Origin of the sequence: Pseudomonas sp. DrBHI1 (genome assembly GCF_002205115.1) — a bacterium.
Lineage (GTDB): Bacteria > Pseudomonadota > Gammaproteobacteria > Pseudomonadales > Pseudomonadaceae > Aquipseudomonas > Aquipseudomonas mosselii.
The window spans coordinates 23,721-49,752 of record NZ_NIBE01000034.1 but is presented as its reverse complement, the minus strand read 5'-3'; the positions used below and the strand labels follow the sequence as shown (position 1 = coordinate 49,752).

The following is a 26,032-nucleotide window of genomic DNA, read 5'->3' as shown; positions in this document are numbered from 1 at the left end:
GGCGCCGCGCCTGCTGCCGCGGGTCATCCGTGTGCCGGAAGAGGTCGGTGGCCCGGGCGACAACTATGTGTTCCTGTCGTCGATGATTCACGCCCACGCCGATGACCTGTTCCAGGGCATGAAGGTCAAGGGCTGCTACCAGTTCCGCTTGACCCGTAACGCCGACCTGGCGCTGGATTCGGAAGAGGTCGACGACCTGGCCCGCGCCCTGCGCGGCGAACTGTTCTCGCGCCGCTACGGCGATGCCGTGCGCCTCGAGGTGGCCGACACCTGCCCGAAACACCTTTCCGACTACCTGCTCAAGCAGTTCAGCCTGAGCGAGAGCGAGCTGTACCAGGTCAACGGTCCGGTCAACCTGACCCGCCTCTTCAGCATCACTGGCCTCGACAGCCACCCGGAGCTGCAGTACACGCCGTTCACCCCGGCGATCCCCAAGCTGCTGCAGAACGCCGACAACATCTTCAGCGTGATCGGCAAGCAGGACGTGCTGCTGATGCACCCGTTCGAGTCGTTCACCCCGGTGATCGACCTGCTGCGCCAGGCCGCCAAGGACCCGCACGTACTCGCCGTGCGCCAGACCCTGTACCGCTCGGGCGCCAACTCGGAAATCGTCGACGCCTTGGTGGACGCGGCGCGTAACGGCAAGGAAGTCACCGCGGTGATCGAACTGCGCGCGCGCTTCGACGAAGAGTCCAACCTGCAGATGGCCAGCCGCCTGCAGGCCGCCGGCGCGGTGGTGATCTACGGCGTGGTCGGTTTCAAGACCCACGCCAAGATGATGCTGATCCTGCGCCGCGAGCAAGGCGAGATCGTTCGTTACGCGCACCTGGGCACCGGCAACTACCACGCCGGCAACGCCCGCCTGTACACCGACTACAGCCTGCTGACCTCTGACGACGCCCTCACCGAGGACGTCGGCAAGCTGTTCAGCCAACTGATCGGCATGGGCAAGACCCTGCGCATGAAGAAGCTGTTGCACGCGCCCTTCACCCTGAAGAAGGGCATGCTCGACATGATCGCCCGGGAGACCCAGTTCGCCCTGGAAGGCAAGCCGGCGCACATCATCGCCAAGTTCAACTCGTTGACCGACGCGAAGATCATCAAGGCGCTGTACAAGGCCAGTCAGTCGGGCGTGCGCATCGACCTGGTGGTGCGCGGCATGTGCTGCCTGCGCCCGGGCATCCCGGGGGTATCGCACAACATCCATGTGCGCTCGATCATCGGCCGCTTCCTCGAGCACACCCGGGTGTTCTACTTCCTCAACGGCGGCGAGGAGCAGATCTACCTGTCCAGTGCCGACTGGATGGAGCGCAACCTCGACAAGCGCGTCGAGACCTGCTTCCCGGTGGAGGGCAAGAAGCTGCTGCTGCGGGTGAAGAAGGAGCTGGAGGGGTACCTGACCGACAACACCCAGGCCTGGACCCTGCAGCCGGACGGGCGCTACGTGCGCAGCACGCCGACCGGCAACCAGAACCCGCGTAGTGCCCAGTCGACGCTGCTGGAGCGGCTGAGCAATCCGGTGCTCAACGTACGCTAGTTGGATTGCTAGGGCCGCTTTGCGGCCCTTTCGCGACACAAGGCCGCTCCCACAGGTGATCGCATTTCCCTGTGGGAACGGCCTTGTGTCGCGAAAGGGGCGCAACGCGCCCCCATGGACTTTCAGCGCACGCTAAGCACGAAATTGACCCGCGCCAGCCACTCCGCCTCGTTGGCGAAATCGGCCTGGGTCAGCTGGTTCTGCTCCAGCCAGCCGCCCGGGAAGACCACCTCCAGGCTGTTGTCGCCGGCTTGCAGCTCCACTTTGGGCATCTGCTGGGTGCCGCGGATATGGTGGAACAGAATGGCGAAGCGCAGCAGTACGCACAGGCGGATCAGCTTGACGCCTTCGTCGCCGAACTCGGCAAACTTGTCCTTGGGAATGTTGCGGCGGTGGCCACGCACCAGCAGGGCCATCATCTGCTGGTCTTCGCGAGAAAAGCCCGACAGGTCCGAGTGCTCGATCAGGTAGGCACCGTGCTTGTGGTAGTGATAGTGGGCAATATCCAGCCCGATTTCATGGATTTTCGCCGCCCATCCCAGCAGATCGCGCCAGTTGCCCTCCTCCAGGTCCCATGCTGCGGCCACTTGGTCGAAGGCGTGCAGCGCCTTGCGCTCCACGCGCGCGGCCTGGCCCTGGTCGACGTGGTAGCGCTCCATCAGCGAGTTCAGGGTGCGTTCACGCACGTCCTCGTGGTGATGGCGGCCCAGCAGGTCGAACAGCACGCCTTCGCGCAAGGCGCCGTCGCAGTGGTCCATGCGCTGCAGCTCGAGGGCGTCGAAGATCGCCTCGAGGATGGCCAGGCCCGCCGGGAAGATGGTCCGCCGATCGGGCTTGACCCCTTCGAAGTCGATCTTGTCGGTCTCGCCGAGCTTGAACAACTTGCGTTTGACCGCCGCCAGCCCCTCGGCGTTGACCTCGCCGCTGCCCTGGCCGATGGCCTTGATCGCCGCGGCGATGGCGCGGATGGTCCCGGACGAGCCGATGGCCTCGTCCCACGTCAGGCGGTGCAGGGCGTTCTCGATGCTCATCAGCTCCAGGCGCGCGGCGGTGTAGGCCTGGGCGTAGCGCGCCGGGGTGATCTTGCCGTCACGGAAGTAGCGCTGGGTGAAGCTCACGCAGCCCATCTGCAGGCTTTCGCGTAGCAGCGGCTCGAAACGCTGGCCGATGATGAACTCGGTGCTGCCGCCGCCGATGTCGGCGACCAGGCGCTTGCCGGGGGTATCGGCCAGGGTGTGGGACACGCCCAGGTAGATCAGGCGGGCCTCTTCGCGGCCGGAGATGACCTCGACCGGGTGGCCGAGGATGGCTTCGGCGCGCAGGATGAATTCGTTGCGGTTGCGCGCTTCGCGCAGGGCGTTGGTGCCGACGATGCGCACCGAGCCCTGGGGCATGCCGTTGATCAGCTGGGCGAAGCGCTTGAGGCATTCCAGGCCGCGTTGCATGGCTTCTTCGCTGAGCTTGCGCTCATCGTCGATGCCGGCGGCGAGCTGAACCTTTTCTCCAAGCCTTTCGAGGATGCGGATTTCCGTGTGATGGGCCTTGGCCACGACCATGTGGAAGCTGTTGGAGCCCAGGTCGATGGCGGCAATCAGAGACAGGTTCTTCGCGGTGGTTTGCGGCATGGTCTGGAGGTTCTCGGTCGTTAACCCGGCAATCGTGCCACGATCGCGGGCATACGCCAACGAGCGGCACGGCAAGGCTTGATGCATGGCAATGTCATAGCAATGTTATGACCGTGACATGACAGTTTCGATTCGTGGCGTCTTGCACAACTATAGTTAGACTCAATCGTCCGTGGCTTCCTGTCGCGCCTGGGTGCGGCTATGATGGGCAACGTTTTTTGTGCTTACGACCTGGAGATATCCATGAGCAGCGATCTTATCAAACATGTCACCGACGCCAGCTTCGAAGCCGACGTACTCAAGGCTGAAGGCGCGGTGCTGGTCGACTACTGGGCTGAATGGTGCGGCCCATGCAAGATGATCGCTCCGGTACTGGACGACATCGCCACTGAATACAAGGGCAAGGTGACCATCGCCAAGCTGAACATCGACGAAAACGCCGATACCCCGGCCAAGCACGGCGTGCGTGGCATCCCGACGCTGATGCTGTTCAAGAATGGCAACGTCGAGGCGACCAAGGTCGGCGCGCTGTCCAAATCGCAGCTCAAGGCGTTCCTCGACGCCAGCCTGTGATGTGATGAAGCCCCGCAAATGCGGGGCTTTTCTTTATCTGCTGTAGGCATTTTCCGTGAGGGCCGGCGAGCCTCGCTATTGCGCCCATCCAGGCGGATAGCCCCGGAAATCGGTGGCCAAAACCACTAGACGTCGAAAAAAGCAAGTGTTACATTCGGCCTCGCACTGCTTCTCCAGTGCCCTCTGCACGCCGTCGCCGAAGCATCCCTAATTCGAATCAGTACGCGATCCTGTCGCCATCTAGCGGCGCGGCCTCATTAAGCCAACGCTTAATTTCTCCCTTCCTTACATGATTACGTCACTCCCCTTATGAACCTGACAGAACTCAAGCAAAAGCCGATTACCGATCTTTTGGAAATGGCCGAACAGATGGGCATCGAAAACATGGCCCGTTCGCGCAAACAGGACGTGATTTTCGCCCTGCTGAAAAAGCATGCGAAAAGCGGCGAAGAGATCTCGGGTGACGGCGTGCTGGAGATTCTCCAGGATGGTTTCGGTTTCCTGCGTTCGGCGGATGCCTCTTACCTGGCCGGCCCTGACGACATCTACGTTTCGCCCAGCCAGATCCGTCGCTTCAACCTGCGCACCGGCGACACCATCGTCGGCAAGATCCGTCCACCGAAGGAAGGCGAGCGTTACTTCGCGCTGCTGAAGGTCGATACCATCAACTTCGATCGTCCGGAAAACGCGAAGAACAAGATTCTCTTCGAAAACCTGACGCCGCTGTTCCCCAACAAGCGCCTGAAGATGGAAGCCGGCAACGGTTCCACCGAAGACCTCACCGGTCGCGTCATCGACCTGTGCGCCCCGATCGGCAAAGGCCAGCGCGGCCTGATCGTCGCCCCGCCGAAAGCGGGCAAGACCATCATGCTGCAGAACATCGCGGCCAACATCACCCGTAACAACCCCGAGTGCCACCTGATCGTCCTGCTGATCGACGAGCGCCCGGAAGAAGTGACCGAGATGCAGCGCACCGTGCGCGGCGAAGTGGTTGCCTCGACCTTCGACGAGCCGCCGACCCGCCACGTGCAGGTCGCCGAAATGGTCATCGAGAAGGCCAAGCGCCTGGTCGAGCACAAGAAGGACGTGGTCATCCTGCTCGATTCGATCACCCGTCTGGCCCGTGCCTACAACACCGTGATCCCGAGCTCCGGCAAGGTGCTGACCGGTGGTGTCGACGCCCACGCCCTGGAGAAGCCGAAGCGTTTCTTCGGTGCCGCGCGTAACATCGAGGAAGGTGGTTCGCTGACCATCATCGCCACCGCGCTGGTCGAGACCGGCTCGAAGATGGACGAAGTGATCTACGAAGAGTTCAAGGGTACCGGCAACATGGAGCTGCCCCTGGACCGTCGTATTGCCGAGAAGCGTGTGTTCCCGGCCATCAACATCAACAAGTCCGGTACCCGTCGCGAAGAGCTGCTGACCGCCGACGACGAACTGCAGCGCATGTGGATCCTGCGCAAGCTGCTGCACCCGATGGACGAGATCGCCGCCATCGAGTTCCTGGTCGACAAGCTCAAGCAGACCAAGACCAACGATGAGTTCTTCCTGTCGATGAAGCGCAAGTAAGCGTTTCAGGCTGGAACTGATTGGGGCTGCTCCGCAGCCCATCGCGACACAAGGCTGCTCCTACAGGATTACTCATTCGCCTGTAGGAGCGGCCTTGTGTCGCGATGGGGCGCGAAGCGGCCCCAGTTCATTTTTGCCCCCAAACAAGGCGTGAACGGCGCTACACTCTGCACCCCGACCGACATGCCCATACGAGGCCCTTGCATGCAGTATCGCGATCTGCGCGACTTCATCCGTGGTCTGGAACAGCGCGGTGAACTCAAGCGCATCCAGGTTCCCATCTCCCCTGTACTGGAAATGACCGAAGTCTGCGACCGCACCCTGCGCGCCAAGGGCCCGGCGTTGCTGTTCGAAAAGCCCACCGGCTTCGACATCCCGGTGCTGGGCAACCTGTTCGGCACCCCCGAGCGGGTGGCCATGGGCATGGGCGCTGAGTCGACCGAGGAACTGCGCGAGATCGGCAAGCTGCTGGCATTCCTCAAGGAGCCCGAGCCGCCGAAGGGCCTGAAGGACGCCTGGTCGAAACTGCCGATCTTCAAGAAGGTCGTGTCCATGGCGCCGAAGGTGGTCAAGGACGCGGTATGCCAGGAAATCGTGGTCGAAGGCGACGACGTCGACCTGGGCCAGTTGCCGATCCAGCACTGCTGGCCGGGCGACGTGGCGCCGTTGATCACGTGGGGCCTGACCGTCACCCGCGGGCCGAACAAGGACCGCCAGAACCTCGGGATCTACCGCCAGCAGGTGATCGGCCGCAACAAGGTGATCATGCGCTGGCTGAGCCACCGCGGCGGCGCGCTGGACTACCGCGAATGGTGCCAGAAGCATCCCGGCCAGCCGTTCCCGGTGGCCGTGGCCCTGGGCGCGGACCCGGCGACCATCCTCGGCGCCGTGACGCCGGTTCCGGATACCCTTTCCGAATACGCCTTCGCCGGCCTGTTACGCGGCAACCGTACCGAGCTGGTCAAGTGCCGTGGCAACGACCTGCAGGTGCCGGCCACCGCCGAGATCATCCTCGAAGGCGTGATCCACCCCGGTGAGATGGCCCCGGAGGGCCCGTACGGCGACCATACCGGCTACTACAACGAAGTGGACAGCTTCCCGGTGTTCACCGTCGAGCGCATCACCCACCGGCAGAAACCGATCTACCACAGCACCTACACAGGCCGGCCGCCGGATGAGCCGGCGATTCTAGGCGTGGCGCTGAACGAAGTGTTCGTGCCGATCCTGCAGAAGCAGTTCCCCGAGATCACCGACTTCTACCTGCCGCCGGAAGGCTGCTCGTACCGCATGGCGGTGGTGACCATGAAGAAGCAGTATCCAGGCCACGCCAAGCGCGTCATGCTGGGTGTGTGGTCGTTCCTGCGACAGTTCATGTATACCAAGTTCGTTATTGTCACCGACGACGATATCAACGCCCGCGACTGGAACGATGTGATCTGGGCCATCACCACGCGCATGGACCCCAAGCGTGATACGGTGATGATCGACAACACCCCGATCGACTACCTCGACTTCGCGTCGCCGGTGTCGGGCTTGGGGTCGAAGATGGGCCTGGACGCCACGCACAAATGGCCGGGCGAGACTACACGCGAATGGGGCCGGGTCATCGTCAAGGACGAGGCCGTCACCCGCCGTATCGATGAGCTGTGGGACCAGTTGGGAATAGATTGATGCAGGTAACCTTGCAGCCTTCCGGGGCGGTGCTGGCGGTCGAACCGGGTGAAAGGATTCTGGATGCCGCGCGGCGCCTGGGCTACGACTGCCCAAGCAGCTGCCGCAACGGCAATTGCCATGTGTGTGCCGCGCTGCTGGTGGAAGGCCGTGTTCGCCAGGAAGGCCAAGTCCGCGATCACGGTGAACTGTTCACTTGCATCGCCGAGCCGCTGGAGGACTGCGTGTTGCTGTGGGATGGTGTGCTGGCCCTGGGCGAGCTGCCAGTGCGCAAGCTGGCCTGTACCGTGAGCGAATGCGTCGAGGTCGGTGGCGACGTCTGGCGCGTGCGCCTGCGCGCGCCCGCCGGCAAGCCGCCGCGCTATCACGCGGGGCAGTACTTGATGATCGAGCGCGAGGGCATGGACAAGGCGGCATTCTCCCTCGCCTCGGCGCCCCACGGTGGCCGTGAGCTGGAGCTGCACGTGCTGGCCCGGGAAAGCAGTGCCGTGCAGTTGATCGAGCAGTTGCAGCGCACTGGCCTGGCGCGGATCGAGCTGCCGTTCGGCGACGCCCACCTGGCGGAGTTGCCCGATGGTCCGCTGGTGCTGATCGCAGCCGGTACCGGCATGGGCCAGATGCACAGCCTGGTCGAGCATTGCCGCGCTCAGGGCTTCAAGCATCCGGTGCACCTGTACTGGGGCGTGCGTCGGCCTGAAGACTTCTACGAGATCGAGCACTGGGACGAGTGGCAGCGCCTGCCCAACCTGTTCCTGCACAAGGTAGTCAGCGACCTGTGCGGCTGGGAAGGGCGCTGTGGCCTGCTGCACGAGGCGGTGTGCGAGGACATCGGCGACCTGAACCAGGTGCATGTCTATGCCAGTGGCTCGCCAAACATGGTCTATGCCACCCTCGATGCGTTGGTCGAGGCCGGCATGGATGCCCACCGCATGCGCGCCGACGTGTTCGCCTACGCGCCGCGTGGGTGAAACTAAACGGCACGCTGCAAGGGCGTGCCGGATTTAATAACCAAGTGTTTTCCATTTGATTATATGGCGGGGATTGTTACCGGCGCGGGTAATAAGTTTCGCTATACTCGGACTATTAGTTTCCGTTCAGCGGATGGTTAAATGAAATCCTGTTTTCGGGGTTGAGTGCAAAGTGCAATTTGCCTTACGTTAGGCGCATGGAAAATTGCAGGGCAAGCCCGCGCCCTCGCGACCTTGGGGGCTTGTAGCCCGCGATAGCATCCCTCAGGTACCGCGGCACCCGCACTTTGGTGGTTCACCGGAATTAATGGCGGCATCTTATGTCGACACTTGAAAGTTCATCCTGGCAAGTAGCTTATCCGCCGTCGCTCGACTTCGGACAACAGTTAACCCGCGAACAACTGCAGCGCTCGATGCAGGAAACCATGTCTCAGCACGACGGCGGCCCGGTCTGGCTGTTCGCCTATGGTTCGCTGATCTGGCGCCCTGAATGCAATTCGGTCGAGCGCCAGCGGGCGCGGGTACATGGCTACCATCGTGGCTTGTACCTGTGGTCCCACGAGCACCGAGGCACCCCGGAGTGCCCGGGCCTGGTATTCGGTCTGGACCGTGGCGGTTCTTGCAGCGGTTTCGCCTACCGCCTGGATGAAAGCAACCTCGATGATTCGCTGATGGCCCTGTGGCAACGGGAAATGCCGTTCCCGGCCTATCGCCCGCACTGGCTCAGCTGCCGCCTGGGCGATGGCAGCAAGGTCCAGGCCCTGGGCTTCGTGCTGGAACGACACCTGCCGTGCTACGCGGGCAACCTGCCGGACACCCTGCTCAGCCAGATACTTGCCAGCGCCAAGGGACGTTACGGCACGACGCGCGATTACGTGGAGCAGACCCTCAACGCCCTGCGCAGCCACCAGATGCCCGATCGCAACCTGGAAGCCCGCTTCAGGCGTTGCCACAACCTGCGCGAGGTGTGAGCCCCGCGCATCGGGCTCATTCCTGGCCGGCGGCGGTGCCGAGGAACTTGCGCAGGAACTGGCGGGTGCGCTCTTCCTTGGGATTGGCGAACAGTGCCTTGGCCTCGCCCTGCTCGACGATCACGCCCTTGTCGAAGAAGATTACCCGGTTGGCGACATCGCGGGCAAAGCTCATTTCGTGGGTGACGATGATCATGGTGCGCTTTTCCTCGGCCAGGCCGCGGATGGTCTCCAGCACCTCGCCCACCAGCTCCGGGTCGAGTGCCGAGGTGGGCTCGTCGAACAGGATCACTTCGGGCTCCATGGCCAGGGCGCGGGCGATGGCAACCCGCTGTTGCTGGCCGCCGGACAGGCGGCGCGGGTAGGCGTCTTCCTTGCCCGCCAGGCCAACCTTGGCCAGCAGGCGCCTGGCCAGCTCGATGGCCTTGTCGCGGGGCGTCTTCTTGACGATCACCGGCCCTTCGATGACGTTCTCCAGGGCGGTGCGGTGGGGAAACAGGTTGAAGTTCTGGAACACGAATCCGGCCTGCTGGCGCAGGCGGCGGATCGCACCCTGCTGGCCGCCCAGCGGGCGATTGGCGTCGATGCTGATGTCGCCGATCTGGATACGCCCGGCATCGGGGGTTTCCAGCAGGTTCAGGCAACGCAGGAAAGTGGTCTTGCCCGAGCCGCTGGGACCGATAATGGCGACCACCTCGCCGGGTTGCACGGTCAGGTCGATGCCGTTGAGCACGGTCTGGCCCTTGAACTGCTTGCTCAGGCCTTCTACTACGATCATCTCAGTGCTCCTGGTCGTGCTGGTTGACCCGCGCTTCCATGCGGTTCTGGAAGTGCGCCAGGATGCTGCAGAGGATCCAGTAGACCACCGCGACAGCCAGGTACATGGTGAAGACCTCGAAGGTCCGGGCGGTGATCAGCTGCGCCTGGCGGAACAGCTCGGGCACCTGGATGGTCGCCGCCAGGGCAGTGTCCTTGACCAGCGAGATGAAGCTGTTGCCCAGTGGCGGCAGCGCGGTGCGCAAGGCTTGCGGCAGGATCGCCCGGCGCATGGCCTGGGTGCGGGTCATGCCGATGCTGGCCGCCGCTTCCCACTGGCCACGGTCGATCGAAGAGATCGCCGCCCGGAGGATTTCGCAGACGTACGCCGCCATGTTCAGCGACAGGCCGATCAGCGACGCCGGGATCGGGTCGAGCTCGATGCCGATCTGCGGCAGGCCGAAGTAGATCACGAACAGCTGCACCAGCAGCGGCGTGCCGCGGAAGAACGACACATAGATACGGGCGAGCCAGTCCAGCGGCAGGATCTTCGACAGGCGCATCAGTGCCAGGGCGAAGCCCAGCACCAGGCCGAAGAACATGCCGCCGACACTGAGCAGCACGGTATAGCCCGCGCCCTTTAGCAGGAAGGGCGCGGAATCGACAACGAGTTGCAGGCTTTCAGCGATCATTTGGTGACATCGGCACCGAAGTATTTCTCGGACAGCTTGGCCAGCGTGCCGTCGGCCTTGAGCTTGTCGATGGCCTTGTTCAGCGCCTCGAGCAGTTCAGGCTCGCCCTTGCGCAGGGCCACGCCCGATTCCAGCTTGGAGAATTTCTCGCCAGCCAGTGCGGTGGGTTTCTTGTCCTTGGCGGTTTTCTGCACGTACTCCAGCGCGGCCAGGCGGTCGATCAGGATAGCGTCGATGCGGCCATTGCGCAGGTCGGCGAACTTGGTCGGGTCGTCTTCATAGGTACGGACATCGGCTGTCGGCACGTCCTGTTTCACCCACTGCTCGTAGTTGGTGCCCAGGCCGACACCGACCTTCTTGCCAGCGAGGTCGGCGGCGGTCTTGATGTTCTTCTCGTTATCGCTGCCCTTGAGCACCAGGGCCTGGATGCCGGAAACGGTGTAGGGCTCGGAGAAGTCGTACTTTTTCTTGCGCTCTTCGGAGATGGTCACCTGGTTGATCACCACGTCCAGGCGCTTGGACTCCAGGGCGGCGAGGATGCCGTCCCACTTGGTCGGCTGGACCTTGGCCTTGACCCCCAGCTCCTTGGCCAGCAGCTCGGACAGTTCGACTTCGAAGCCGGTCAGCTTGCCGTTCTCGTCCTGGAAACTGAACGGTGGGTAGGTGCCTTCCAGGCCGACGTTGATCACGCCCTTCTCCTGGATGGTCTTCAACTGCTCGCCGGCAAAGGCTTGGCCGAGCAGGCCGGCGCCCAGCAGGAGCGCCAGGCTGGCGTTGAGAAGGGGTTTGGCGAATTTGGTCATGGCAGGCCCCGCGCTTGTTGTGGAAGTAGTGAGGTGGCGACTATAGAGGTGGGCTTCATAGGTCGGGAAATAATAAAAAATCAGGTTGTTATTCCCGTTTCTGCATTTTGCAGTCGCTTATGCCCGACTTAGCTCAGGATGGAATAAAGCGTTGTTTTTTCCAAGAGGCAGATTTGACGTATCGTTGCCTACACCCTCCCTGTAGGAGCGGCCTTGTGCCGCGAAAGGGCCGTTCCAGGGACGTGGGCATATCGACAACGCCGCCTGGCAGGAGAAACACCCGTGAGCGAACAACCATCAACCGGGCACTGGCAACTGCAGACCATCGTCAGTGGCCTGCGCAGCGCCCGTGAGCAGTGGCGCAGCAACAATGGCCGCAGCAGCGGCGAGCAGGGCGGGCGCGAGCTGCCGTCGCGCGAGGCGCTGCGCCAGATTCTCGAGCAGCTGTGTGGTGCGCTGTTCCCCATGCGCCTTGGCCCGGTGGACCTGCGTGAAGAAAGCGAAGACTTCTATGTCGGCCACACGCTGGACGCCGCGCTCACCGCGCTGCTGGCCCAGGCCCGCCTGGAGTTGCGCTACGCGGCGCGCCATGGCAAGACCGATGTGGTCGATGTCGATGGTCACGCCCTGCGCCTGATCCAGGACTTCGCCGCGGCCCTGCCGGCCCTGCGCGTGCTGCTGGACACCGACGTGCTCGCCGCCTACCACGGCGATCCGGCGGCGCGCAGCGTCGACGAGGTGCTGCTGTGCTACCCAGGCATCCTGGCGATCATCCACCACCGCCTGGCCCACCACCTGTACCGGGCCGGCCTGCCGCTGCTGGCGCGGATCAGCTCGGAGCTGGCGCACTCGGCCACGGGTATCGACATCCACCCCGGCGCGCAGATCGGCCCGAGCTTCTTCATCGACCACGGCACCGGCGTGGTGATCGGCGAGACCGCGATCATCGGTGAGCGGGTACGGATCTACCAGGCCGTGACCCTGGGCGCCAAGCGTTTCCCCAGCGACGAGTCGGGCACCCTGCACAAGGGCCTGGCACGCCACCCCATCGTCGAGGACGACGTGGTGATCTACGCGGGTGCGACCATTCTCGGAAGGATCACCATCGGCAAGGGCTCGACCATCGGCGGCAATGTGTGGCTGACCCGCAGCGTGCCGGCTGACAGCAACATTACCCAGGCTAACCTGCAGTTGGATTGCGAGGACAAGAAAGCCCTCTAGCTCAAGGGTTAAGTCGCGTGGGAGCGGGCAAGTCCGCTCCTGCTTCGACCGCTCCTGAAGCGGCATCGGGTCGCATTGAAATCCGATCCATGTTTAACTTGAACGCTTGTTCAACGAAAAACGCTGGTCCATTGCCGGTGTTCAAAAGGAGGAATCGCCTTTGCTGAACCCGTTCAATCCGAACCTCACGTCCTTCGACGAGGTGCCCGTTCAATGAGTGCACCGACCCCCGACCTTGCCCACGGCAAGATCCGCATGAACCCCCCCGTGTTCTACTTCGCGGCAAGCTTCATCCTTGTCTTCGGCCTGATCGTCATCGCCCAGCCCAAGGCGGCCGGCGACTGGCTGCTGGCGGCGCAGAACTGGGCGGCCAACACCGTCGGCTGGTACTACATGCTGGCCATGACCTTGTATCTGGTCTTCGTGGTGGTCACCGCCTTGTCCGGCTATGGCAAGATCAAGCTCGGTGCCGACCACGACGAACCCGAGTTCAGCTACCTGTCCTGGGCCGGCATGCTGTTCGCTGCCGGTATCAGCATCACCCTGTTCTTCTTCTGCGTTTCCGAGCCGCTGACCCACATGCTCCAGCCGCCGCAGGGCGAGGCCGGCACGGCCGAGGCCGGGCGTCAGGCGATGCAGATCCTGTTCCTGCACTGGGGCCTGCACGGCTGGGGCGTGTTCGCTTTCGTCGGCATGGCGCTGGCCTACTTCGCCTACCGGCACAACCTGCCGCTGGCCCTGCGTTCGGCGCTGTACCCGCTGATCGGCAAGCGCATCAACGGTCCGATCGGCTATGCGGTGGACGGCTTCGGCATCATCGCCACGGTGTTCGGCCTGGGCGCCGACATGGGCTTCGGCGTGTTGCACCTGAACGCCGGCCTCGACTACCTGTTCGGTATCAGCCACAGCCAGTGGGTGCAGGTGATCCTCATTACCCTGATGATGGGCGCGGCGGTGGCCGTGGCGGTCGCTGGGGTGGAGAAGGGCGTGCGGGTGATGAGTGACATCAATCTGTTCCTGGCCTGCGCGCTGCTGCTGTTCGTGCTGTTCGCAGGGCCCACCCAGCACTTGTTCAACACCTTGATCCAGAACCTGGGCGACTACCTGGGCGCCTTGCCGCGCAAGAGCTTCGATGTTTACGCCTACGGCGAGCAACGCGACTGGCTGGGCGGCTGGACGGTGTTCTACTGGGCCTGGTGGATTGCCTGGGCGCCGTTCGTGGGCCTGTTCATCGCGCGCATTTCGCGCGGACGCACCATTCGCGAGTTTGTCTTCGGCGTGCTGCTGATCCCGCTGGGCTTCACCCTGGCGTGGATGTCGATCTTCGGCAACAGCGCCCTGGACCAGGTGATCAACCACGGCATGACCGCGCTGGGCCAGTCGGCCATCGACAACCCGTCGATGAGCTTGTACCTGCTGATGGAAACCTACCCGTGGAGCAAGACGGTGATCGCCGTGACGGTGTTCATCAGCTTCGTGTTCTTCGTCACTTCGGCCGACTCCGGCACGGTGGTGCTGTCGACGCTGTCGGCCAAGGGCGGCGGCGCCGATGAGGACGGTCCGAACTGGCTGCGCATCTTCTGGGGCGCGATGACCGCGCTGATCACCAGCGGGCTGCTGTTCGCCGGCAGCATCGATTCGCTGAAGTCGGCGGTGGTGCTGACCTCGCTGCCGTTCTCGCTGATCCTGCTGTGCATGATGTGGGGGCTGCACAAGGCCTTCTACCTGGAAAGCCAGCGGCAGATCGCGCAGATGCACTCGTTGGCGCCCTTCGCCCAGTCCCGGCGCGGGCGTGGCGGCTGGCGCCAGCGTCTTAGCCAGGCTGTGCACTTCCCGTCGCGGGACGAGGTGTATCGCTTCATGGACGACGTGGTGCGTCCGGCGATCGCCGAGGTGCGCGAGGTGTTCGAGCAGAAGGGATTGGTGCTGATCACCCAGGATGACCCGAGCCACGACAACGTCAGCCTGAAGATCGGTCATGGCGAGGAGCAGCCGTTCATCTACCAGGTACAGATGCGCGGGTACTTCACGCCGTCGTTCGCGTTGGGTGGGCTGGGGACGCAGGAGTTGAAGAATCGCCGCTACTACAGGGCCGAGGTGCACTTGAGCGAAGGCAGCCAGAACTACGACCTGGTGGGCTACAGCAAGGAGCAGATCATCAACGACATCCTCGACCAGTACGAGCGGCATATGCAGTACCTGCATCTGGTCAGGTAGATCGCTGGCTTCCACAGGGTTGTTGCAAAACCTGTGGGAGCTGGCTTGCCAGCGAAAGGAGGCCAAAGGCCTCCCCCGGATCTTTCAGAAAGGCGCATCCCCCAGGATGGTCGCCCGATGCATCACCCGCCGGCTGGGGCGGTAGTCATCCACCGCAAAGTGCTGCGTGACGCGGTTGTCCCAGAACGCCACGTCGTTTTCCTGCCAACGCCAGCGAATGCTGAACTCCGGCCGCGTCGCATGGGCGAACAGCAGCTTGAGCAGCGCCTCGCTCTCCTGCTCGTTCAGCTCGTTGATCCGCGTGGTGAACCCTTCATTGACGAACAATGCCTTGCGCCCGCTGACCGGATGGGTGCGCACGACCGGGTGCGACAGCGGCGGGTTGTTGCGCCGGGTCGCCTCCCAGCGTGCCAGGTCCTCGGGCGTGGTGCCGAAGCGCTCCAGCGGGAACGACTTGGTGAAATCGTGGGTGGCGGTCAGGCCGTCGAGCATCGTGCGCAGCGGCGCCGACAGCGCCTCGAACGCGGCGATGCCGCTGGCCCACAGGGTGTCGCCGCCAAAGGCCGGCAGTTGCTTGGCGCTGAGCACCGCGCCCAGCGCCGGGGTCGGCAGGAAGGTCACGTCGGTGTGCCAGACGGCGTTGTCGCGCACATCGGTGACCGCGGTGTCGAGGATCAACACCTGCGGCGTCTGCGGCACATTGGGGTAGATCGGGTGGATGTGCAGGTCGCCGAAGCGGGCGGCGAAACGGGCCTGCTGTTCGGGGGTGAGCGGCTGGTCGCGGAAGAACAGCACCTGGTGTTCGAGCAGCGCCTGCTCGATGGCGTCACGCTGTTCGAGGGTGATGTCGTGGCTGATGTCCACGCCGCTGATCTGCGCGCCAAGGGCTGGGCTCAAGGGGGTAACGGTCAGGCTCATGTCTTTTCTCGTTCCAGGTGCCGGGTTGCCGGCGTGGTCATTTGGTCAATGGCTCTGGCCATGCCAGGGCACCAGCTTGCGCTGCAGGGCGCGCAGGCCCATCTCCAGGGCGAAGGCGATCAGGGCGATCAGCAGGATCCCCAGCACCACCACGTCGGTGACCAGGAACTGCGCCGCTGACTGCACCATGAAGCCCAGGCCGCTGGTGGCGGCGATCAGCTCGGCGGCGACCAGGGTCGACCAGCCCACGCCGAGGCCGATGCGAATGCCGGTGAGGATGTCGGGCAGGGCGCTGGGCAGGATCACATGGCGGATCAGTTGCGCCCGGGTGGCCCCCAGCGACTGCGCGGCGCGCAGCTTGGCCGGGTCGACGGTGCGCACGCCGGTGGCGGTGGCGATGGCGATCGGGGCGAAGATCGCCAGGTAGATCAGCAGCACCTTCGACAGCTCGCCAATGCCGCACCAGATGACGATCAGCGGCAGGTAGGCCAGTGGCGGGATCGGCCGGTAGAACTCGATCAGTGGGTCAAGGATGCCGCGGGCCACGCGGTTGTAGCCGATGGCCAGGCCGACGGGGATGGCGGTCAGGGTCGCCGCCACCAGCGCCAGGCCGATACGGCCCAGGCTTGCGCCCAGGTGCTGCCACAGGCTGGCGTCCATGTAGCCCTGGGTGAGCAGTGTCCAGCCCTTGGCCAGTATGTCGGCGGGCGAGGGCAGGAACAGCGGTTCGATCCAGCCGGCCGCGGTCACCAGCCACCACGCCAGCAACAGGGTGGCCAGGGTGAGGGTGCTGATCCAGCGGGTCGACAAGGGCTTGCGGGGCTTCACCACAGGAAGTGTGCGCTGTGCCTGCTTGGTGGTGGCCGGCAATTCGATGCTGCTCATGCGGACTCCTGACGTTGCGAGAATACCCGCGCCAGCACGTGCTCGCGGGTTTCGATGAAACGGGGATCGGACTTGATCGCCCTGGCCGACTCGCCAGCGGCGTAGCGCTGGCCGAAGTCCAGCTGCAGACGTTCGACGACGCGGCCCGGATTGGGCGCCAGCAGCACCAGTTCGGTGGCGAGGAACACCGCTTCCTCGATGTCGTGGGTGATCAGGAACACCGGCTTGGCGGTGCGCTGCCAGACTTGCAGCAGCAGCTCCTGCATCTGTTCGCGGGTAAAGGCATCGAGGGCACCGAACGGCTCGTCCATCAACAGCACCCGTGGGTCGGCGGCCAGCGCCCGGGCCAGACCCACGCGCTGCTTCTGCCCGCCGGACAACTGCCAGATACGCCGCTCGCCGAAGCCGGCCAGGTCGACCAGCGCCAGCATCTCGCGGGCCTTGGCTTCACGCTGGGCACGGGGCATGCCAGCCAGCTCGAGGCCGAAGGCGACGTTGCCGAGCACGTCCTGCCAGGGCAGCAGGGCATCGTCCTGGAACACCACGCCACGTTCGGCGCCCGGACCTTGCACCGGCGCGCCGTCGAGGCTGATGCGCCCGCCGCTGGGGGCGACGAAGCCGGCGATCAGGTTGAGCAACGAGGTCTTGCCGCTGCCGGACGGCCCGAGGGCCACCAGCAGCTGGCGCGGGCCCAGACTCAGGTTGATGTCGGCCAGCACCGGGGTAGCGGCGCCGGGGTACTGTGCGCTGATGCGCTCCAGTTCGAGCAAGGCCATGACGGGCTCCGGATCAGTTGGGCAGGTATTGGGCACTGACGTAGGGCGAGTAGTCGGGTAGCACGGCGTCGACCTTGCCTTGTTGCTTGAGGAAGGTGGCGGTGTCGGTCAGCGCCTGGGTGGTCGGCGTGCCCAGTGCGCTGGCCTGGTCGGCGGCCAGCGGGTAGACGTTGCCCTGCAGCAGCACCGGGATATCGGCCGGCTTGGCGCCGGACAGCTTGACCAGCTTGGCGACGTTGTCCTGGTCGGCCAGCCAGGCTTTCGGGTCCTTGCGGTAGTCGGCGTAGGCGTCGAGGGTGACCTTGGCGAACGACTTGACGATTTCCGGGTGCTTGGCGGCGAAGTCCTTGCGCACGATCCAGGCATCGAAGGTCGGCGCGCCTTTCTCGGCCAGCTCGCCCGAGGTGATCAGCACCTTGCCGTTCTCCTTGGCCACGCCCAGGGCCGGGTCCCAGACGTAGGTGGCATCGATGTCGCCGCGTTTCCAGGCGGCGATGATCGCTGGCGGGGCGAGGTTGAGGATCTGTACTTTCGATGGGTCGATGTTCCAGCTCTTCAGTGCGGCCAGCAGGCTGTAGTGGCCGGTGGAAACGAACGGCACGGCGACCTTCTTGCCCACCAGGTCCTGCGGGGTCTTGATGCTGTCGCGGGCGACCAGGGCCTCGCCGGCACCGATCTGGGTGGCGATCAGGAAGGTCTCGACCGGCAGCTTGCGGGTGGCGGCGGCGGCCAGCGGGCTGGAGCCGAGGTAGCCGATCTGCACGTCGCCCGAGGCGACCGCGGTGATCACGTCGGCGCCATTGTCGAACTTGCGCCAGTCGATGCTGGCCTTGCTGTCCTTTTCATAGGTGCCATCGACCTGGGCCACCTTGGCCGGGTCGACGGTGGTCTGGTAGGCGACGGTCAGGTCGGCGGCCTGGGCCAGCCAGCTGGCACTGGCGAGGGTCAGGGCGGCGAACAGGCGCAGCGGAGCGTGCGGGATCATGATTGAACCTCTCGTCAGGCATTCTGGGATGGATGGCGAGAAGACTAGATGATCTAAGAAATAGTAAATAAATAACTTTTTAGAATTAGCTTAAAAGCCAAACGCTCTGAACCTGCGCGGGATGCAGGCTCGTCGTGATCCCTGGCTTGGTTCGTTTCGACAGGACGGTGCGAAGCTGGCGCAATCGCTGAAGACAGCTAGTCTTTATCGATTTCTGCGGGGGGACTGCTGGTCGACAGCTCGGCAAACGTTTGCACATAACCTAAAGGTATGATTGACGGCGTCGATACAACGTTTCGTAGGAATGGTTCCGATGTTATTCCGTAAAAATCTTACAGATTCATAAAACGGTCATTTTGGATTTATAGGATTGTCATTATCCTGTAGCGCAGGTCAGCGGGTTAGACCAAAGTCGCAGATCGACCGTTAGCGATTGACTTGGCGGTCACGCATTGGTGCTAAATCGCCAATCCGGGCGAGTGGGGCAGCAGATCCCGCCGCTTGAGACGCACAAAAATTAGAACGTAGAGGAGCAAAACATGTACAAGTCCAGCCTGGCCCTGGCCGTGGCACTGGGGGTTCTCGCCCAACAAGCAGGCGCTGCCGGTTTCATCGAGGACAGCAAGCTGTCCCTGAGCTCGCGCACCATGTACTTCGACAACAACAACCGTGAGGCCCATCCAAGTGCCTCTACTAACTTCAAGCGTCCGGATCAGCGGGAAACTGGCCAAGGTTTCAAGCTCGACTACATCTCCGGCTTCACCGAAGGTACGGTTGGTTTTGGTGTTGATGCCCAAGCCGTATGGGGTATTCACTTGGATGGTGGCAAGGGCTACCACAAAAGCGGCTTTCTCCCAGACGACAGCAATGGCTCCTCGGTAAGCCAGTGGGCGCGCATCGGTGGTAACGCCAAGGCTCGCTTCTCCAAAACCGAAGCGCATTTCGGTAGCGCGCTGGCACCGATGCTGCCGATCCTTGTTTCCAACGACGGTCGTCTGCTGCCGCAAACCTTCGAAGGCGGTACCATCACCTCGAAGGAAATCGACAACCTGACCATCAACGCCGGTCAGCTGACCCACGCCATGGGCCGTGCTTCGAGCAACCGTACCGGCCTGTCGGTTGCCGGTGCCTCCGCCGACAGCAACAAGTTCCGCTACGGCGGTCTGGACTACAAACTCACTCCGGACCTGACCCTGCAGTACTACTACTCGAACCTAGAAGACTTCTACAAGCAGCACTTCCTGGGTGCTACCCACGTCTTCAAGATCGCTGACAACCAGTCCTTCAAGACTGACCTGCGCTACTTCGACAGCAGCAGCGACGGCAAGAACGGCGACGTAGGCACTTACGCCTTCGACAACAACGGCGGTTACGCCAAGAACGCCGGCAAGGTCGACAACAAGACCTGGTCCGCCATGTTCACCTATACCCTGGGTGGCCATGCCTTCCTGTTGGGTCATCAGCAGATCGGCGACGACGGTGGCTTTGTCTGGTTGAACCAAGGTGCTGTACGCGACGGCAACAACCGTCCTGAAGGTGCTGGCGGCTCCAGCTTCTACCTGTTCACCGACAGCATGATCAACCAGTTCGCCCGTGCTGGCGAGAACACCACCTTCGGTCAGTACTCCTATGACTTCGCGTCCCTGGGCGTACCGGGCTTGAAGGCTTCGGTTTCCTACCTGCGTGGTGACGACATCCGTAACAAGTCGGGTAACGGCACCTATAACGAGTGGGAGCGCGACGCACGCGTCGACTACACCATTCAGCAGGGTACCTTGAAAGGCCTGGGCTTCAGCCTGCGTCAAGGCGTCTATCGTGGTGCCGGCGAAAGCAGCGCGGACCAGGACCAGACTCGCTTCATCGTCAACTACACTTACGCCTTCATGTAAGTCGTAGCGGCATCAAGAAAGCCTCGTCTAGTGCGAGGCTTTTTTGTGTCTGCGAATCCGTATGCTTAATGGTTATAAATAAATCGATATTTATTCTTTTTGTTTTTATTCGGAAGCAGGCACATTGAACCCACAAGGCCAGACACAGCACAGGAGCCGCTTCCATGAGCCTCAAACTCGGCGATATCGCCCCCGATTTCGAACAGGATTCCAGCGCCGGCAAGATCCGTTTCCACGAATGGCTGGGCGACAGCTGGGGCGTGCTGTTCTCCCACCCGGCCGACTTCACCCCGGTGTGCACCACCGAGCTGGGGCTGACCGCCAAGCTCAAGGAAGACTTCGCCAAGCGTGGCGTGAAAGCCATCGCCCTGTCGGTGGATCCGGTCGACTCGCACCACAAGTGGATCGATGACATCAACGAGACCCAGAACACCGTGGTCAACTTCCCGATCATCGCCGACGCCGACCGCAAGGTCTCCGACCTGTACGACCTGATCCACCCTAACGCCAGCGACACCCTGACGGTGCGCTCGCTGTTCGTCATCGATCCGAACAAGAAGGTGCGCCTGACCATCACCTATCCGGCCAGTACCGGGCGCAACTTCAACGAGATCCTGCGGGTGATCGACTCGTTGCAACTGACCGACAACTACAAGGTCGCCACCCCAGGCAACTGGCAGGACGGCGACGAGGTAGTGATCGTGCCTTCGCTCAAGGACGAGGACGAAATCAAACGCCGCTTCCCGAAAGGGTACCGGGCGGTGAAACCCTATCTGCGACTGACCCCGCAACCGAATCGATGACGTATTCCTCGTTGCATTGCTCTTAGCCAAGCAGGGATCTTCGGGCCGTTTCGACGGCCCTTTTTTATGTCTGGCAGAAAGGCAGGTATTGCCAAATTGAGCCTTGCGCGATCCCTGTGGGAGCGGCCTTGTGTCGCGAAAGGGCTGCTCAGCAGCCCCAGCAATGTCGATGGTGGCTCGGAATCTGGGGCCGCTGCGCGCCCCTTTCGCGACACAAGGCCGCTCCCACAGGGGGATAGTTGCCTGCGCGACAGCGTAGCCCGAAGGGCTGGGTGATCTCTTACAGAGATAAGAATTAATATCTATTTATGGAATAAACAAATGCAAAAATATGATTTATAGATATATATGACGAACTGTTAATGTCACTTCCATCCAGCGGGGACAACCCCTCGCGGCCCTGCAATCGAATCGAAGGAAGCGCTTTCAATGCTGGTTGTTTCTGTCGGTGGTAGCCCCAGTCTTCGTTCACGCTCCGGCGTGCTGCTAGAACGCTCGCGCGACTGGCTGCAGGAGCGCGGCGTCGAGGTGGTGACCTTCCAGGTGCGGGAATTCCCCGCCGAGGACCTGCTCCACGCGCGCTTCGACAGCCCGCAGGTGCGTCACTTCAATGAACTGGTGGCACAGGCCGATGGCCTGGTGGTCGCCACGCCGGTGTACAAGGCATCGTTCGCCGGTGCCCTCAAGACCTTGCTCGACCTGCTGCCTGAGCGAGCCCTGGAACACAAGGTGGTCCTGCCGATCGCCACCGGCGGCAGCATCGCCCACATGCTGGCCGTGGACTACGCCCTCAAGCCGGTGCTGTCGGCGCTCAAGGCGCAGGAGACCCTGCAGGGGATCTTCGCCGACGACAGCCAGGTCGCCTACGGCGAAGGCACCCGGCCCGCGCAACTGGCCGCTGCCCTGGAACAGCGCCTGCAGGATTCGCTGGAAACGTTCCACAGCGCCCTGGCGCGCCGGCCTCGGCCGGTGGTGCCGGGCGAGCTCAACGAACGCCTGATCAGTGCCCGTTGGAGCATCTGATTCCTCGCTATACCGCTTGACCGTTGTTCCCACCTTACTCGCCCGTCAACGAGGCAAGCAGGTGCTACCCGAACCCACTCGCACAGGAGAGCGCCATGCGCACAATCTTCTTGCGTCGCGGTCTGGTCGCCCTGTTTGCGGCGGCTGTGTCCTTCGGCGCCATCACTCAAGCCCAGGCCGAAAGCCTGCGCATCGGTTACCAGAAGTACGGCACCCTGGTGCTGCTCAAGGCCAAGGGCTCGCTGGAAAAGCGCCTGAAGGAACAGGGCATTGACGTGCAGTGGACCGAGTTCCCCGGCGGCCCGCAACTGCTCGAAGGTCTCAACGTCGGTTCCATCGACTTCGGCGTGACCGGCGAAACACCGCCAGTGTTCGCCCAGGCCGCGGGTGCCGACCTGCTGTACGTCGCCTATGAGCCGCCAGCCCCGCACAGCGAGGCGATCCTGGTGCCGAAGGGATCGACGATCCAGTCGGTGAAGGAACTCAAGGGCAAGAAAGTCGCCCTCAACAAGGGCTCCAACGTGCACTACCTGCTGGTGCGCGCCCTGGAAGACGCCGGCCTCAAGTACACCGATATCCAGCCCGTCTACCTGCCACCGGCCGATGCCCGCGCCGCCTTCGAGCGCGGCAGCGTCGACGCCTGGGTGATCTGGGACCCGTACCAGGCCGCCGCCGAGCAGCAACTGCAGGCACGCACCCTGCGTGACGGCAAGGACCTGGTCGACAACCACCAGTTCTACCTGGCCACCCGCAGCTATGCCACCCAGCACCCGGCGGTGATCAACACCCTGGTCGAGGAGGTGCGTGCCGTGGGCGAATGGTCCCAGGCCAACCCACAGCAGGTCACCGACCAGGTCGCGCCGCTGCTCGGCCTGCCCGCCGACATCACCCTGACCTCGGTGAAACGCCAGGGCTACGGCGCCGCGCCGCTGACCCCGGAAGTGATCGCCGCGCAGCAGAAGATCGCCGACACCTTCCAGGCCCTGAAGCTGATTCCCAAGCCCTTGAGCATCAAGGACGTGATCTGGACACCCCCGGCCAAGGTCGCCAGCGCGCCTTGAACGATTCGCCTGCGCCGGGGCGCCGCCCCGGCATGAGCCACCCTTGAGGAGACAACTCCAATGAGCCTTAACATCTTTTGGTTCCTTCCCACCCACGGTGACGGCAAGTACCTGGGCACCAGCGAGGGCGCCCGCGCCGTCGATCACGGCTACCTGAGCCAGATCGCCCAGGCTGCCGACCGCCTTGGCTTCGGCGGCGTGCTGATCCCCACCGGACGTTCCTGCGAGGACTCCTGGCTGGTGGCGGCGTCGCTGATTCCGCTGACAGAGCGCCTGAAGTTCCTGGTGGCCCTGCGCCCGGGGATCATTTCGCCGACCGTGGCCGCGCGTCAGGCCGCCACCCTGGATCGTCTGTCCAACGGCCGTGCGCTGTTCAATCTGGTGACCGGCGGTGATCCGGACGAACTGGCCGGCGATGGCCTGCACCTGAACCACCAGGAACGCTACGAGGCGTCGGTGGAATTCACCCGCATCTGGCGCAAGGTGCTTGAAGGCGAAACGGTCGACTACGACGGCAAGCACATCCAGGTGAAGGGCGCCAAGCTGCTTTACCCGCCGATCCAGCAACCGCGTCCGCCGCTGTACTTCGGTGGTTCCTCCGAGGCCGCCCAGGACCTGGCCGCCGAGCAGGTCGAGCTGTACCTGACCTGGGGCGAGCCGCCGGCGGCCGTCGCCGAGAAAATCGCTCAGGTGCGCGAGAAGGCCGCGGCCCAAGGCCGTGAAGTGCGCTTCGGCATCCGCTTGCACGTGATCGTGCGGGAAACCAATGAAGAGGCCTGGACCGCCGCCGACAGGCTGATCTCGCACCTGGACGACGACACCATCGCCCGCGCCCAGGCATCGCTGGCGCGCTTCGACTCGGTCGGTCAGCAGCGCATGGCCGCGCTGCACGGCGGCAAGCGCGACAAGCTGGAAGTGGCGCCGAACCTGTGGGCCGGTGTCGGCCTGGTGCGTGGCGGTGCCGGCACCGCGCTGGTGGGTGATGGCCCGACCGTTGCGGCGCGGGTCAAGGAATACGCCGATCTTGGCATCGACACGTTCATCTTCTCCGGTTATCCACACCTGGAGGAGTCGTACCGAGTCGCCGAGCTGCTGTTCCCGCACCTTGACGTGCAGCGCCCGGAGCAGCCGAAGACCGGTGGCTACGTGAGCCCGTTCGGTGAAATGGTCGCCAACGACATCCTGCCCAAGTCCGTGTCGCAGAGCTGAGGACCGGGGTCATGAGTCGTGCATCCACCACCACCTGGTCCAAGCGCCTGGCGCCCTGGGCCCTGCCGATCCTGCTGCTGGCGATATGGCAACTGGCGGTCAGCGCGGGCTGGCTGTCGACCCGCATCCTGCCGGCGCCGAGCGCGGTGGTCAGTGCCGGTGTCGAGCTGGTGCGTAGCGGCCAGATCTGGACCCACCTGGCCATCAGCGGCTGGCGTGCCGGCCTGGGCTTCGTGATCGGCGGCAGCATCGGCCTGTTGCTGGGCTTCATCACCGGCCTGTCGAACTGGGGCGAGCGTCTGCTCGACAGCTCGGTGCAGATGATCCGCAACGTGCCGCACCTGGCGCTGATCCCGCTGGTGATCCTGTGGTTCGGCATCGACGAGTCGGCAAAGATCTTCCTGGTGGCGCTGGGGACGTTGTTCCCTATCTACCTGAACACCTACCACGGGATCCGCAACGTCGATCCGGCACTGGTGGAGATGGCGCGCAGCTACGGGCTGTCGGGCTTCGCGCTGTTCCGCCAGGTGATCCTGCCGGGGGCGCTGCCCTCGATCCTGGTCGGCGTGCGCTTCGCCCTGGGCTTCATGTGGCTGACGCTGATCGTCGCCGAGACCATCTCGGCCAACGCCGGCATCGGCTACCTGGCGATGAACGCCCGCGAGTTCCTGCAGACCGATGTGGTGGTGCTGGCCATCGTCCTGTACGCGGTGCTCGGCAAGCTGGCCGACCTGGCTGCCCGGGGCCTGGAGCGGGTATGGCTGCGCTGGCACCCGGCGTACCAGGTGGCGAAGAAGGAGGGCGCATGATGACCGTGCTCAAGGAACAGCCGCCACGCCTGCTGCGTGGCATCCCCCTGGCGGCCCGCGATCTGCGTCGCACCTTTGGCCAGCGTGAAGTGCTGCGCGGCATCGACCTGCACATTCCGGCCGGCCAGTTCGTCGCCATCGTCGGTCGCAGTGGCTGCGGCAAGAGCACCTTGCTGCGCCTGCTGGCCGGGCTCGACCAACCCAGCGCCGGCCAACTGCTGGCGGGGGCCGCACCGCTGGCCGAGGCCCGCGAGGATACCCGCCTGATGTTCCAGGACGCGCGTCTGCTGCCCTGGAAGAAGGTGATCGACAACGTGGGCCTGGGCTTGTCCGGCAACTGGCGGCCCCGTGCCCTGGAGGCACTGGAGGCGGTCGGCCTGGTCGATCGCGCCAACGACTGGCCGGCGGCGTTGTCCGGCGGCCAGAAACAGCGGGTGGCCCTGGCCCGGGCGCTCATTCACCAGCCGCGCCTGCTGCTGCTGGACGAGCCATTGGGTGCGCTGGATGCCCTGACCCGCATTGAAATGCAGCAATTGATCGAGCGCCTGTGGCGCCAGCACGGTTTCACCGTGTTGCTGGTCACCCACGACGTCAGCGAAGCCGTCGCCGTGGCCGACCGTGTGATCCTGATCGAAGACGGCGCCGTCGGCCTGGACCTGGTCGTCGACCTGCCCCGGCCACGGGTGCGGGGTTCGCACCGCCTGGCGGCGCTGGAAAGCGAAGTGCTCAACCGTGTTCTGTCCGTCCCGGGCACCCCGCCCGATCCGGAACCTGTAGCCCCCTTGCCCACGCAGTTGCGTTGGGCCCACTGAATCCTCGAAGCCCCAAAAGGAATGACGCCATGACCATCAAAGCCATCAACGTTCGCAACCAATTCAAAGGCACCGTGAAGGAAATCCTCGAAGGCCCGGTACTGTCGGAAATCGACGTGCAGACCGCCTCCGGTATCGTCACTTCGGTGATCACCACCCGCTCCGTGAAGGAGCTGGAGCTGCAGGTGGGCAGTGAAGTGATCGCGTTCGTGAAATCCACCGAAGTGTCCATCGCCAAGCTGTGATGGCTGCAGGGCGC

24 protein-coding genes are annotated in these 26,032 nt (G+C 63.7%); 16 read left to right on the top strand and 8 right to left on the bottom strand.

Annotated features, from left to right (window positions below):
• Positions 1–1,537: polyphosphate kinase 1 (gene ppk1, locus CC207_RS05840; protein WP_088851714.1), on the top strand; the 1,537-nt coding region annotated here is incomplete at its 5' end.
• A gap of 122 nt (positions 1,538–1,659) precedes the next feature.
• Here ppk1 and ppx read toward each other — a convergent pair.
• Positions 1,660–3,162, bottom strand: a complete 1,503-nt coding sequence (gene ppx, locus CC207_RS05835) for an exopolyphosphatase (protein ID WP_028689234.1) — start codon at positions 3,160–3,162, stop codon at positions 1,660–1,662.
• Positions 3,163–3,405: 243 nt separating this feature from the next.
• Here ppx and trxA point away from each other — a divergent pair, with 243 nt between their 5' ends.
• The 5 genes from trxA to CC207_RS05810 all read left to right on the top strand — a co-directional run bounded on the left by trxA (position 3,406) and on the right by CC207_RS05810 (position 8,914).
• Positions 3,406–3,735: a thioredoxin TrxA gene (gene trxA / locus CC207_RS05830; protein ID WP_028689233.1), complete on the top strand. Its 330-nt coding sequence runs from the start codon at positions 3,406–3,408 to the stop codon at positions 3,733–3,735.
• Positions 3,736–4,044: 309 nt separating this feature from the next.
• Positions 4,045–5,304 carry a transcription termination factor Rho gene (gene rho / locus CC207_RS05825; RefSeq protein WP_011536308.1) on the top strand — a complete coding sequence of 420 codons (1,260 nt, stop codon included), beginning with the start codon at positions 4,045–4,047 and terminating at the stop codon, positions 5,302–5,304.
• A 204-nt stretch (positions 5,305–5,508) separates the two neighbouring features.
• Complete coding sequence (gene ubiD, locus CC207_RS05820; protein WP_062575556.1) at positions 5,509–6,975, top strand: 4-hydroxy-3-polyprenylbenzoate decarboxylase; 1,467 nt, start codon at positions 5,509–5,511, stop codon at positions 6,973–6,975.
• On the top strand, positions 6,975–7,943 hold the full coding sequence (locus tag CC207_RS05815; RefSeq protein WP_028689231.1) for a CDP-6-deoxy-delta-3,4-glucoseen reductase: 969 nt from the start codon (positions 6,975–6,977) through the stop codon (positions 7,941–7,943). The genes ubiD and CC207_RS05815 overlap by 1 nt, the downstream gene beginning before the upstream one ends.
• A gap of 320 nt (positions 7,944–8,263) precedes the next feature.
• On the top strand, positions 8,264–8,914 hold the full coding sequence (locus CC207_RS05810) for a gamma-glutamylcyclotransferase (protein WP_028689230.1): 651 nt from the start codon (positions 8,264–8,266) through the stop codon (positions 8,912–8,914).
• A gap of 16 nt (positions 8,915–8,930) precedes the next feature.
• Here CC207_RS05810 and tcyN read toward each other — a convergent pair whose 3' ends face one another.
• Genes tcyN through tcyJ form a run of 3 tightly spaced genes read right to left on the bottom strand, consistent with a single transcriptional unit; the run spans position 8,931 to position 11,165 of the window.
• Positions 8,931–9,692, bottom strand: a complete 762-nt coding sequence (gene tcyN, locus CC207_RS05805; protein ID WP_028689229.1) for an L-cystine ABC transporter ATP-binding protein TcyN — start codon at positions 9,690–9,692, stop codon at positions 8,931–8,933.
• A gap of 1 nt (position 9,693) precedes the next feature.
• Positions 9,694–10,362: a cystine ABC transporter permease gene (gene tcyL / locus CC207_RS05800; RefSeq protein WP_028689228.1), complete on the bottom strand. Its 669-nt coding sequence runs from the start codon at positions 10,360–10,362 to the stop codon at positions 9,694–9,696.
• The gene (gene tcyJ / locus CC207_RS05795) at positions 10,359–11,165 is read right to left on the bottom strand and encodes a cystine ABC transporter substrate-binding protein (protein WP_028689227.1); all 807 of its coding nucleotides are present in this window, start codon (positions 11,163–11,165) and stop codon (positions 10,359–10,361) included. Before tcyJ ends, tcyL begins: the two co-directional genes overlap by 4 nt.
• 282 nt (positions 11,166–11,447) lie before the next feature.
• Here tcyJ and epsC point away from each other — a divergent pair, with 282 nt between their 5' ends.
• Entirely contained in the window at positions 11,448–12,386 is a 939-nt protein-coding gene (gene epsC / locus CC207_RS05790) for a serine O-acetyltransferase EpsC (protein WP_028689226.1), read from the top strand.
• 255 nt (positions 12,387–12,641) lie between these two features.
• Entirely contained in the window at positions 12,642–14,603 is a 1,962-nt protein-coding gene (gene betT, locus CC207_RS05785; protein WP_178080951.1) for a choline transporter BetT, read from the top strand.
• An 84-nt stretch (positions 14,604–14,687) separates the two neighbouring features.
• Here betT and tauD read toward each other — a convergent pair whose 3' ends face one another.
• From tauD to tauA, 4 genes are read right to left on the bottom strand one after another with little or no spacing between them, the layout of a single operon-like run.
• Entirely contained in the window at positions 14,688–15,521 is an 834-nt protein-coding gene (tauD, locus tag CC207_RS05780; protein ID WP_028689224.1) for a taurine dioxygenase, read from the bottom strand.
• 45 nt (positions 15,522–15,566) lie between these two features.
• Entirely contained in the window at positions 15,567–16,406 is an 840-nt protein-coding gene (gene tauC / locus CC207_RS05775) for a taurine ABC transporter permease TauC (RefSeq protein WP_028689223.1), read from the bottom strand.
• Positions 16,403–17,182 (bottom strand): taurine ABC transporter ATP-binding subunit, encoded by a 780-nt coding sequence (gene tauB, locus CC207_RS05770; protein WP_062362686.1) that lies wholly within the window; start codon positions 17,180–17,182, stop codon positions 16,403–16,405. Before tauB ends, tauC begins: the two co-directional genes overlap by 4 nt.
• 13 nt (positions 17,183–17,195) lie before the next feature.
• Complete coding sequence (gene tauA / locus CC207_RS05765) at positions 17,196–18,167, bottom strand: taurine ABC transporter substrate-binding protein (protein WP_028689221.1); 972 nt, start codon at positions 18,165–18,167, stop codon at positions 17,196–17,198.
• Positions 18,168–18,706: 539 nt separating this feature from the next.
• Between tauA and CC207_RS05760 the strand changes: the two genes are divergently transcribed.
• The 8 genes from CC207_RS05760 to CC207_RS05725 all read left to right on the top strand — a co-directional run bounded on the left by CC207_RS05760 (position 18,707) and on the right by CC207_RS05725 (position 26,018).
• A complete protein-coding gene (locus CC207_RS05760; protein WP_088851712.1) occupies positions 18,707–20,056 on the top strand; it encodes an OprD family porin in 1,350 nt (449 codons plus the stop codon).
• Between the two features lie 164 nt (positions 20,057–20,220).
• On the top strand, positions 20,221–20,859 hold the full coding sequence (locus tag CC207_RS05755; RefSeq protein ID WP_028689219.1) for a peroxiredoxin: 639 nt from the start codon (positions 20,221–20,223) through the stop codon (positions 20,857–20,859).
• A gap of 429 nt (positions 20,860–21,288) precedes the next feature.
• Positions 21,289–21,882, top strand: a complete 594-nt coding sequence (gene ssuE / locus CC207_RS05750; RefSeq protein WP_028689218.1) for an NADPH-dependent FMN reductase — start codon at positions 21,289–21,291, stop codon at positions 21,880–21,882.
• 95 nt (positions 21,883–21,977) lie between these two features.
• On the top strand, positions 21,978–22,943 hold the full coding sequence (locus CC207_RS05745) for a sulfonate ABC transporter substrate-binding protein (protein WP_028689217.1): 966 nt from the start codon (positions 21,978–21,980) through the stop codon (positions 22,941–22,943).
• A gap of 60 nt (positions 22,944–23,003) precedes the next feature.
• Positions 23,004–24,152: an FMNH2-dependent alkanesulfonate monooxygenase gene (gene ssuD, locus CC207_RS05740; RefSeq protein WP_028689216.1), complete on the top strand. Its 1,149-nt coding sequence runs from the start codon at positions 23,004–23,006 to the stop codon at positions 24,150–24,152.
• Positions 24,153–24,163: 11 nt separating this feature from the next.
• On the top strand, positions 24,164–24,961 hold the full coding sequence (gene ssuC / locus CC207_RS05735; RefSeq protein WP_028689215.1) for an aliphatic sulfonate ABC transporter permease SsuC: 798 nt from the start codon (positions 24,164–24,166) through the stop codon (positions 24,959–24,961).
• Positions 24,961–25,773 carry an aliphatic sulfonates ABC transporter ATP-binding protein gene (ssuB, locus tag CC207_RS05730; protein ID WP_028689214.1) on the top strand — a complete coding sequence of 271 codons (813 nt, stop codon included), beginning with the start codon at positions 24,961–24,963 and terminating at the stop codon, positions 25,771–25,773. Before ssuC ends, ssuB begins: the two co-directional genes overlap by 1 nt.
• Before the next feature lie 29 nt (positions 25,774–25,802).
• Positions 25,803–26,018 carry a molybdopterin-binding protein gene (locus CC207_RS05725; protein WP_008095172.1) on the top strand — a complete coding sequence of 72 codons (216 nt, stop codon included), beginning with the start codon at positions 25,803–25,805 and terminating at the stop codon, positions 26,016–26,018.
• Positions 26,019–26,032 lie beyond the last annotated feature (14 nt).

Excerpts from the sequence above, each read along its gene's own strand:
- tauA (WP_028689221.1), bottom strand. The coding sequence starts at position 18,167 with ATGATCCCGCACGCTCCGCTGCGCCTGTTCGCCGCCCTGACCCTCGCC.
- tauD (WP_028689224.1), bottom strand. The coding sequence starts at position 15,521 with ATGAGCCTGACCGTTACCCCCTTGAGCCCAGCCCTTGGCGCGCAGATC.
- CC207_RS05755 (WP_028689219.1), top strand. The coding sequence starts at position 20,221 with ATGAGCCTCAAACTCGGCGATATCGCCCCCGATTTCGAACAGGATTCC.
- tcyN (WP_028689229.1), bottom strand. The coding sequence starts at position 9,692 with ATGATCGTAGTAGAAGGCCTGAGCAAGCAGTTCAAGGGCCAGACCGTG.
- ssuB (WP_028689214.1), top strand. The coding sequence starts at position 24,961 with ATGACCGTGCTCAAGGAACAGCCGCCACGCCTGCTGCGTGGCATCCCC.
- CC207_RS05810 (WP_028689230.1), top strand. The coding sequence starts at position 8,264 with ATGTCGACACTTGAAAGTTCATCCTGGCAAGTAGCTTATCCGCCGTCG.
- CC207_RS05815 (WP_028689231.1), top strand. The coding sequence starts at position 6,975 with ATGCAGGTAACCTTGCAGCCTTCCGGGGCGGTGCTGGCGGTCGAACCG.
- tcyL (WP_028689228.1), bottom strand. The coding sequence starts at position 10,362 with ATGATCGCTGAAAGCCTGCAACTCGTTGTCGATTCCGCGCCCTTCCTG.
- ssuC (WP_028689215.1), top strand. The coding sequence starts at position 24,164 with ATGAGTCGTGCATCCACCACCACCTGGTCCAAGCGCCTGGCGCCCTGG.
- ssuE (WP_028689218.1), top strand. The coding sequence starts at position 21,289 with ATGCTGGTTGTTTCTGTCGGTGGTAGCCCCAGTCTTCGTTCACGCTCC.
- tauB (WP_062362686.1), bottom strand. The coding sequence starts at position 17,182 with ATGGCCTTGCTCGAACTGGAGCGCATCAGCGCACAGTACCCCGGCGCC.
- ubiD (WP_062575556.1), top strand. The coding sequence starts at position 5,509 with ATGCAGTATCGCGATCTGCGCGACTTCATCCGTGGTCTGGAACAGCGC.
- CC207_RS05725 (WP_008095172.1), top strand. The coding sequence starts at position 25,803 with ATGACCATCAAAGCCATCAACGTTCGCAACCAATTCAAAGGCACCGTG.
- CC207_RS05745 (WP_028689217.1), top strand. The coding sequence starts at position 21,978 with ATGCGCACAATCTTCTTGCGTCGCGGTCTGGTCGCCCTGTTTGCGGCG.
- trxA (WP_028689233.1), top strand. The coding sequence starts at position 3,406 with ATGAGCAGCGATCTTATCAAACATGTCACCGACGCCAGCTTCGAAGCC.
- betT (WP_178080951.1), top strand. The coding sequence starts at position 12,642 with ATGAACCCCCCCGTGTTCTACTTCGCGGCAAGCTTCATCCTTGTCTTC.
- ppx (WP_028689234.1), bottom strand. The coding sequence starts at position 3,162 with ATGCCGCAAACCACCGCGAAGAACCTGTCTCTGATTGCCGCCATCGAC.
- tcyJ (WP_028689227.1), bottom strand. The coding sequence starts at position 11,165 with ATGACCAAATTCGCCAAACCCCTTCTCAACGCCAGCCTGGCGCTCCTG.
- rho (WP_011536308.1), top strand. The coding sequence starts at position 4,045 with ATGAACCTGACAGAACTCAAGCAAAAGCCGATTACCGATCTTTTGGAA.
- ssuD (WP_028689216.1), top strand. The coding sequence starts at position 23,004 with ATGAGCCTTAACATCTTTTGGTTCCTTCCCACCCACGGTGACGGCAAG.
- CC207_RS05760 (WP_088851712.1), top strand. The coding sequence starts at position 18,707 with ATGTACAAGTCCAGCCTGGCCCTGGCCGTGGCACTGGGGGTTCTCGCC.
- tauC (WP_028689223.1), bottom strand. The coding sequence starts at position 16,406 with ATGAGCAGCATCGAATTGCCGGCCACCACCAAGCAGGCACAGCGCACA.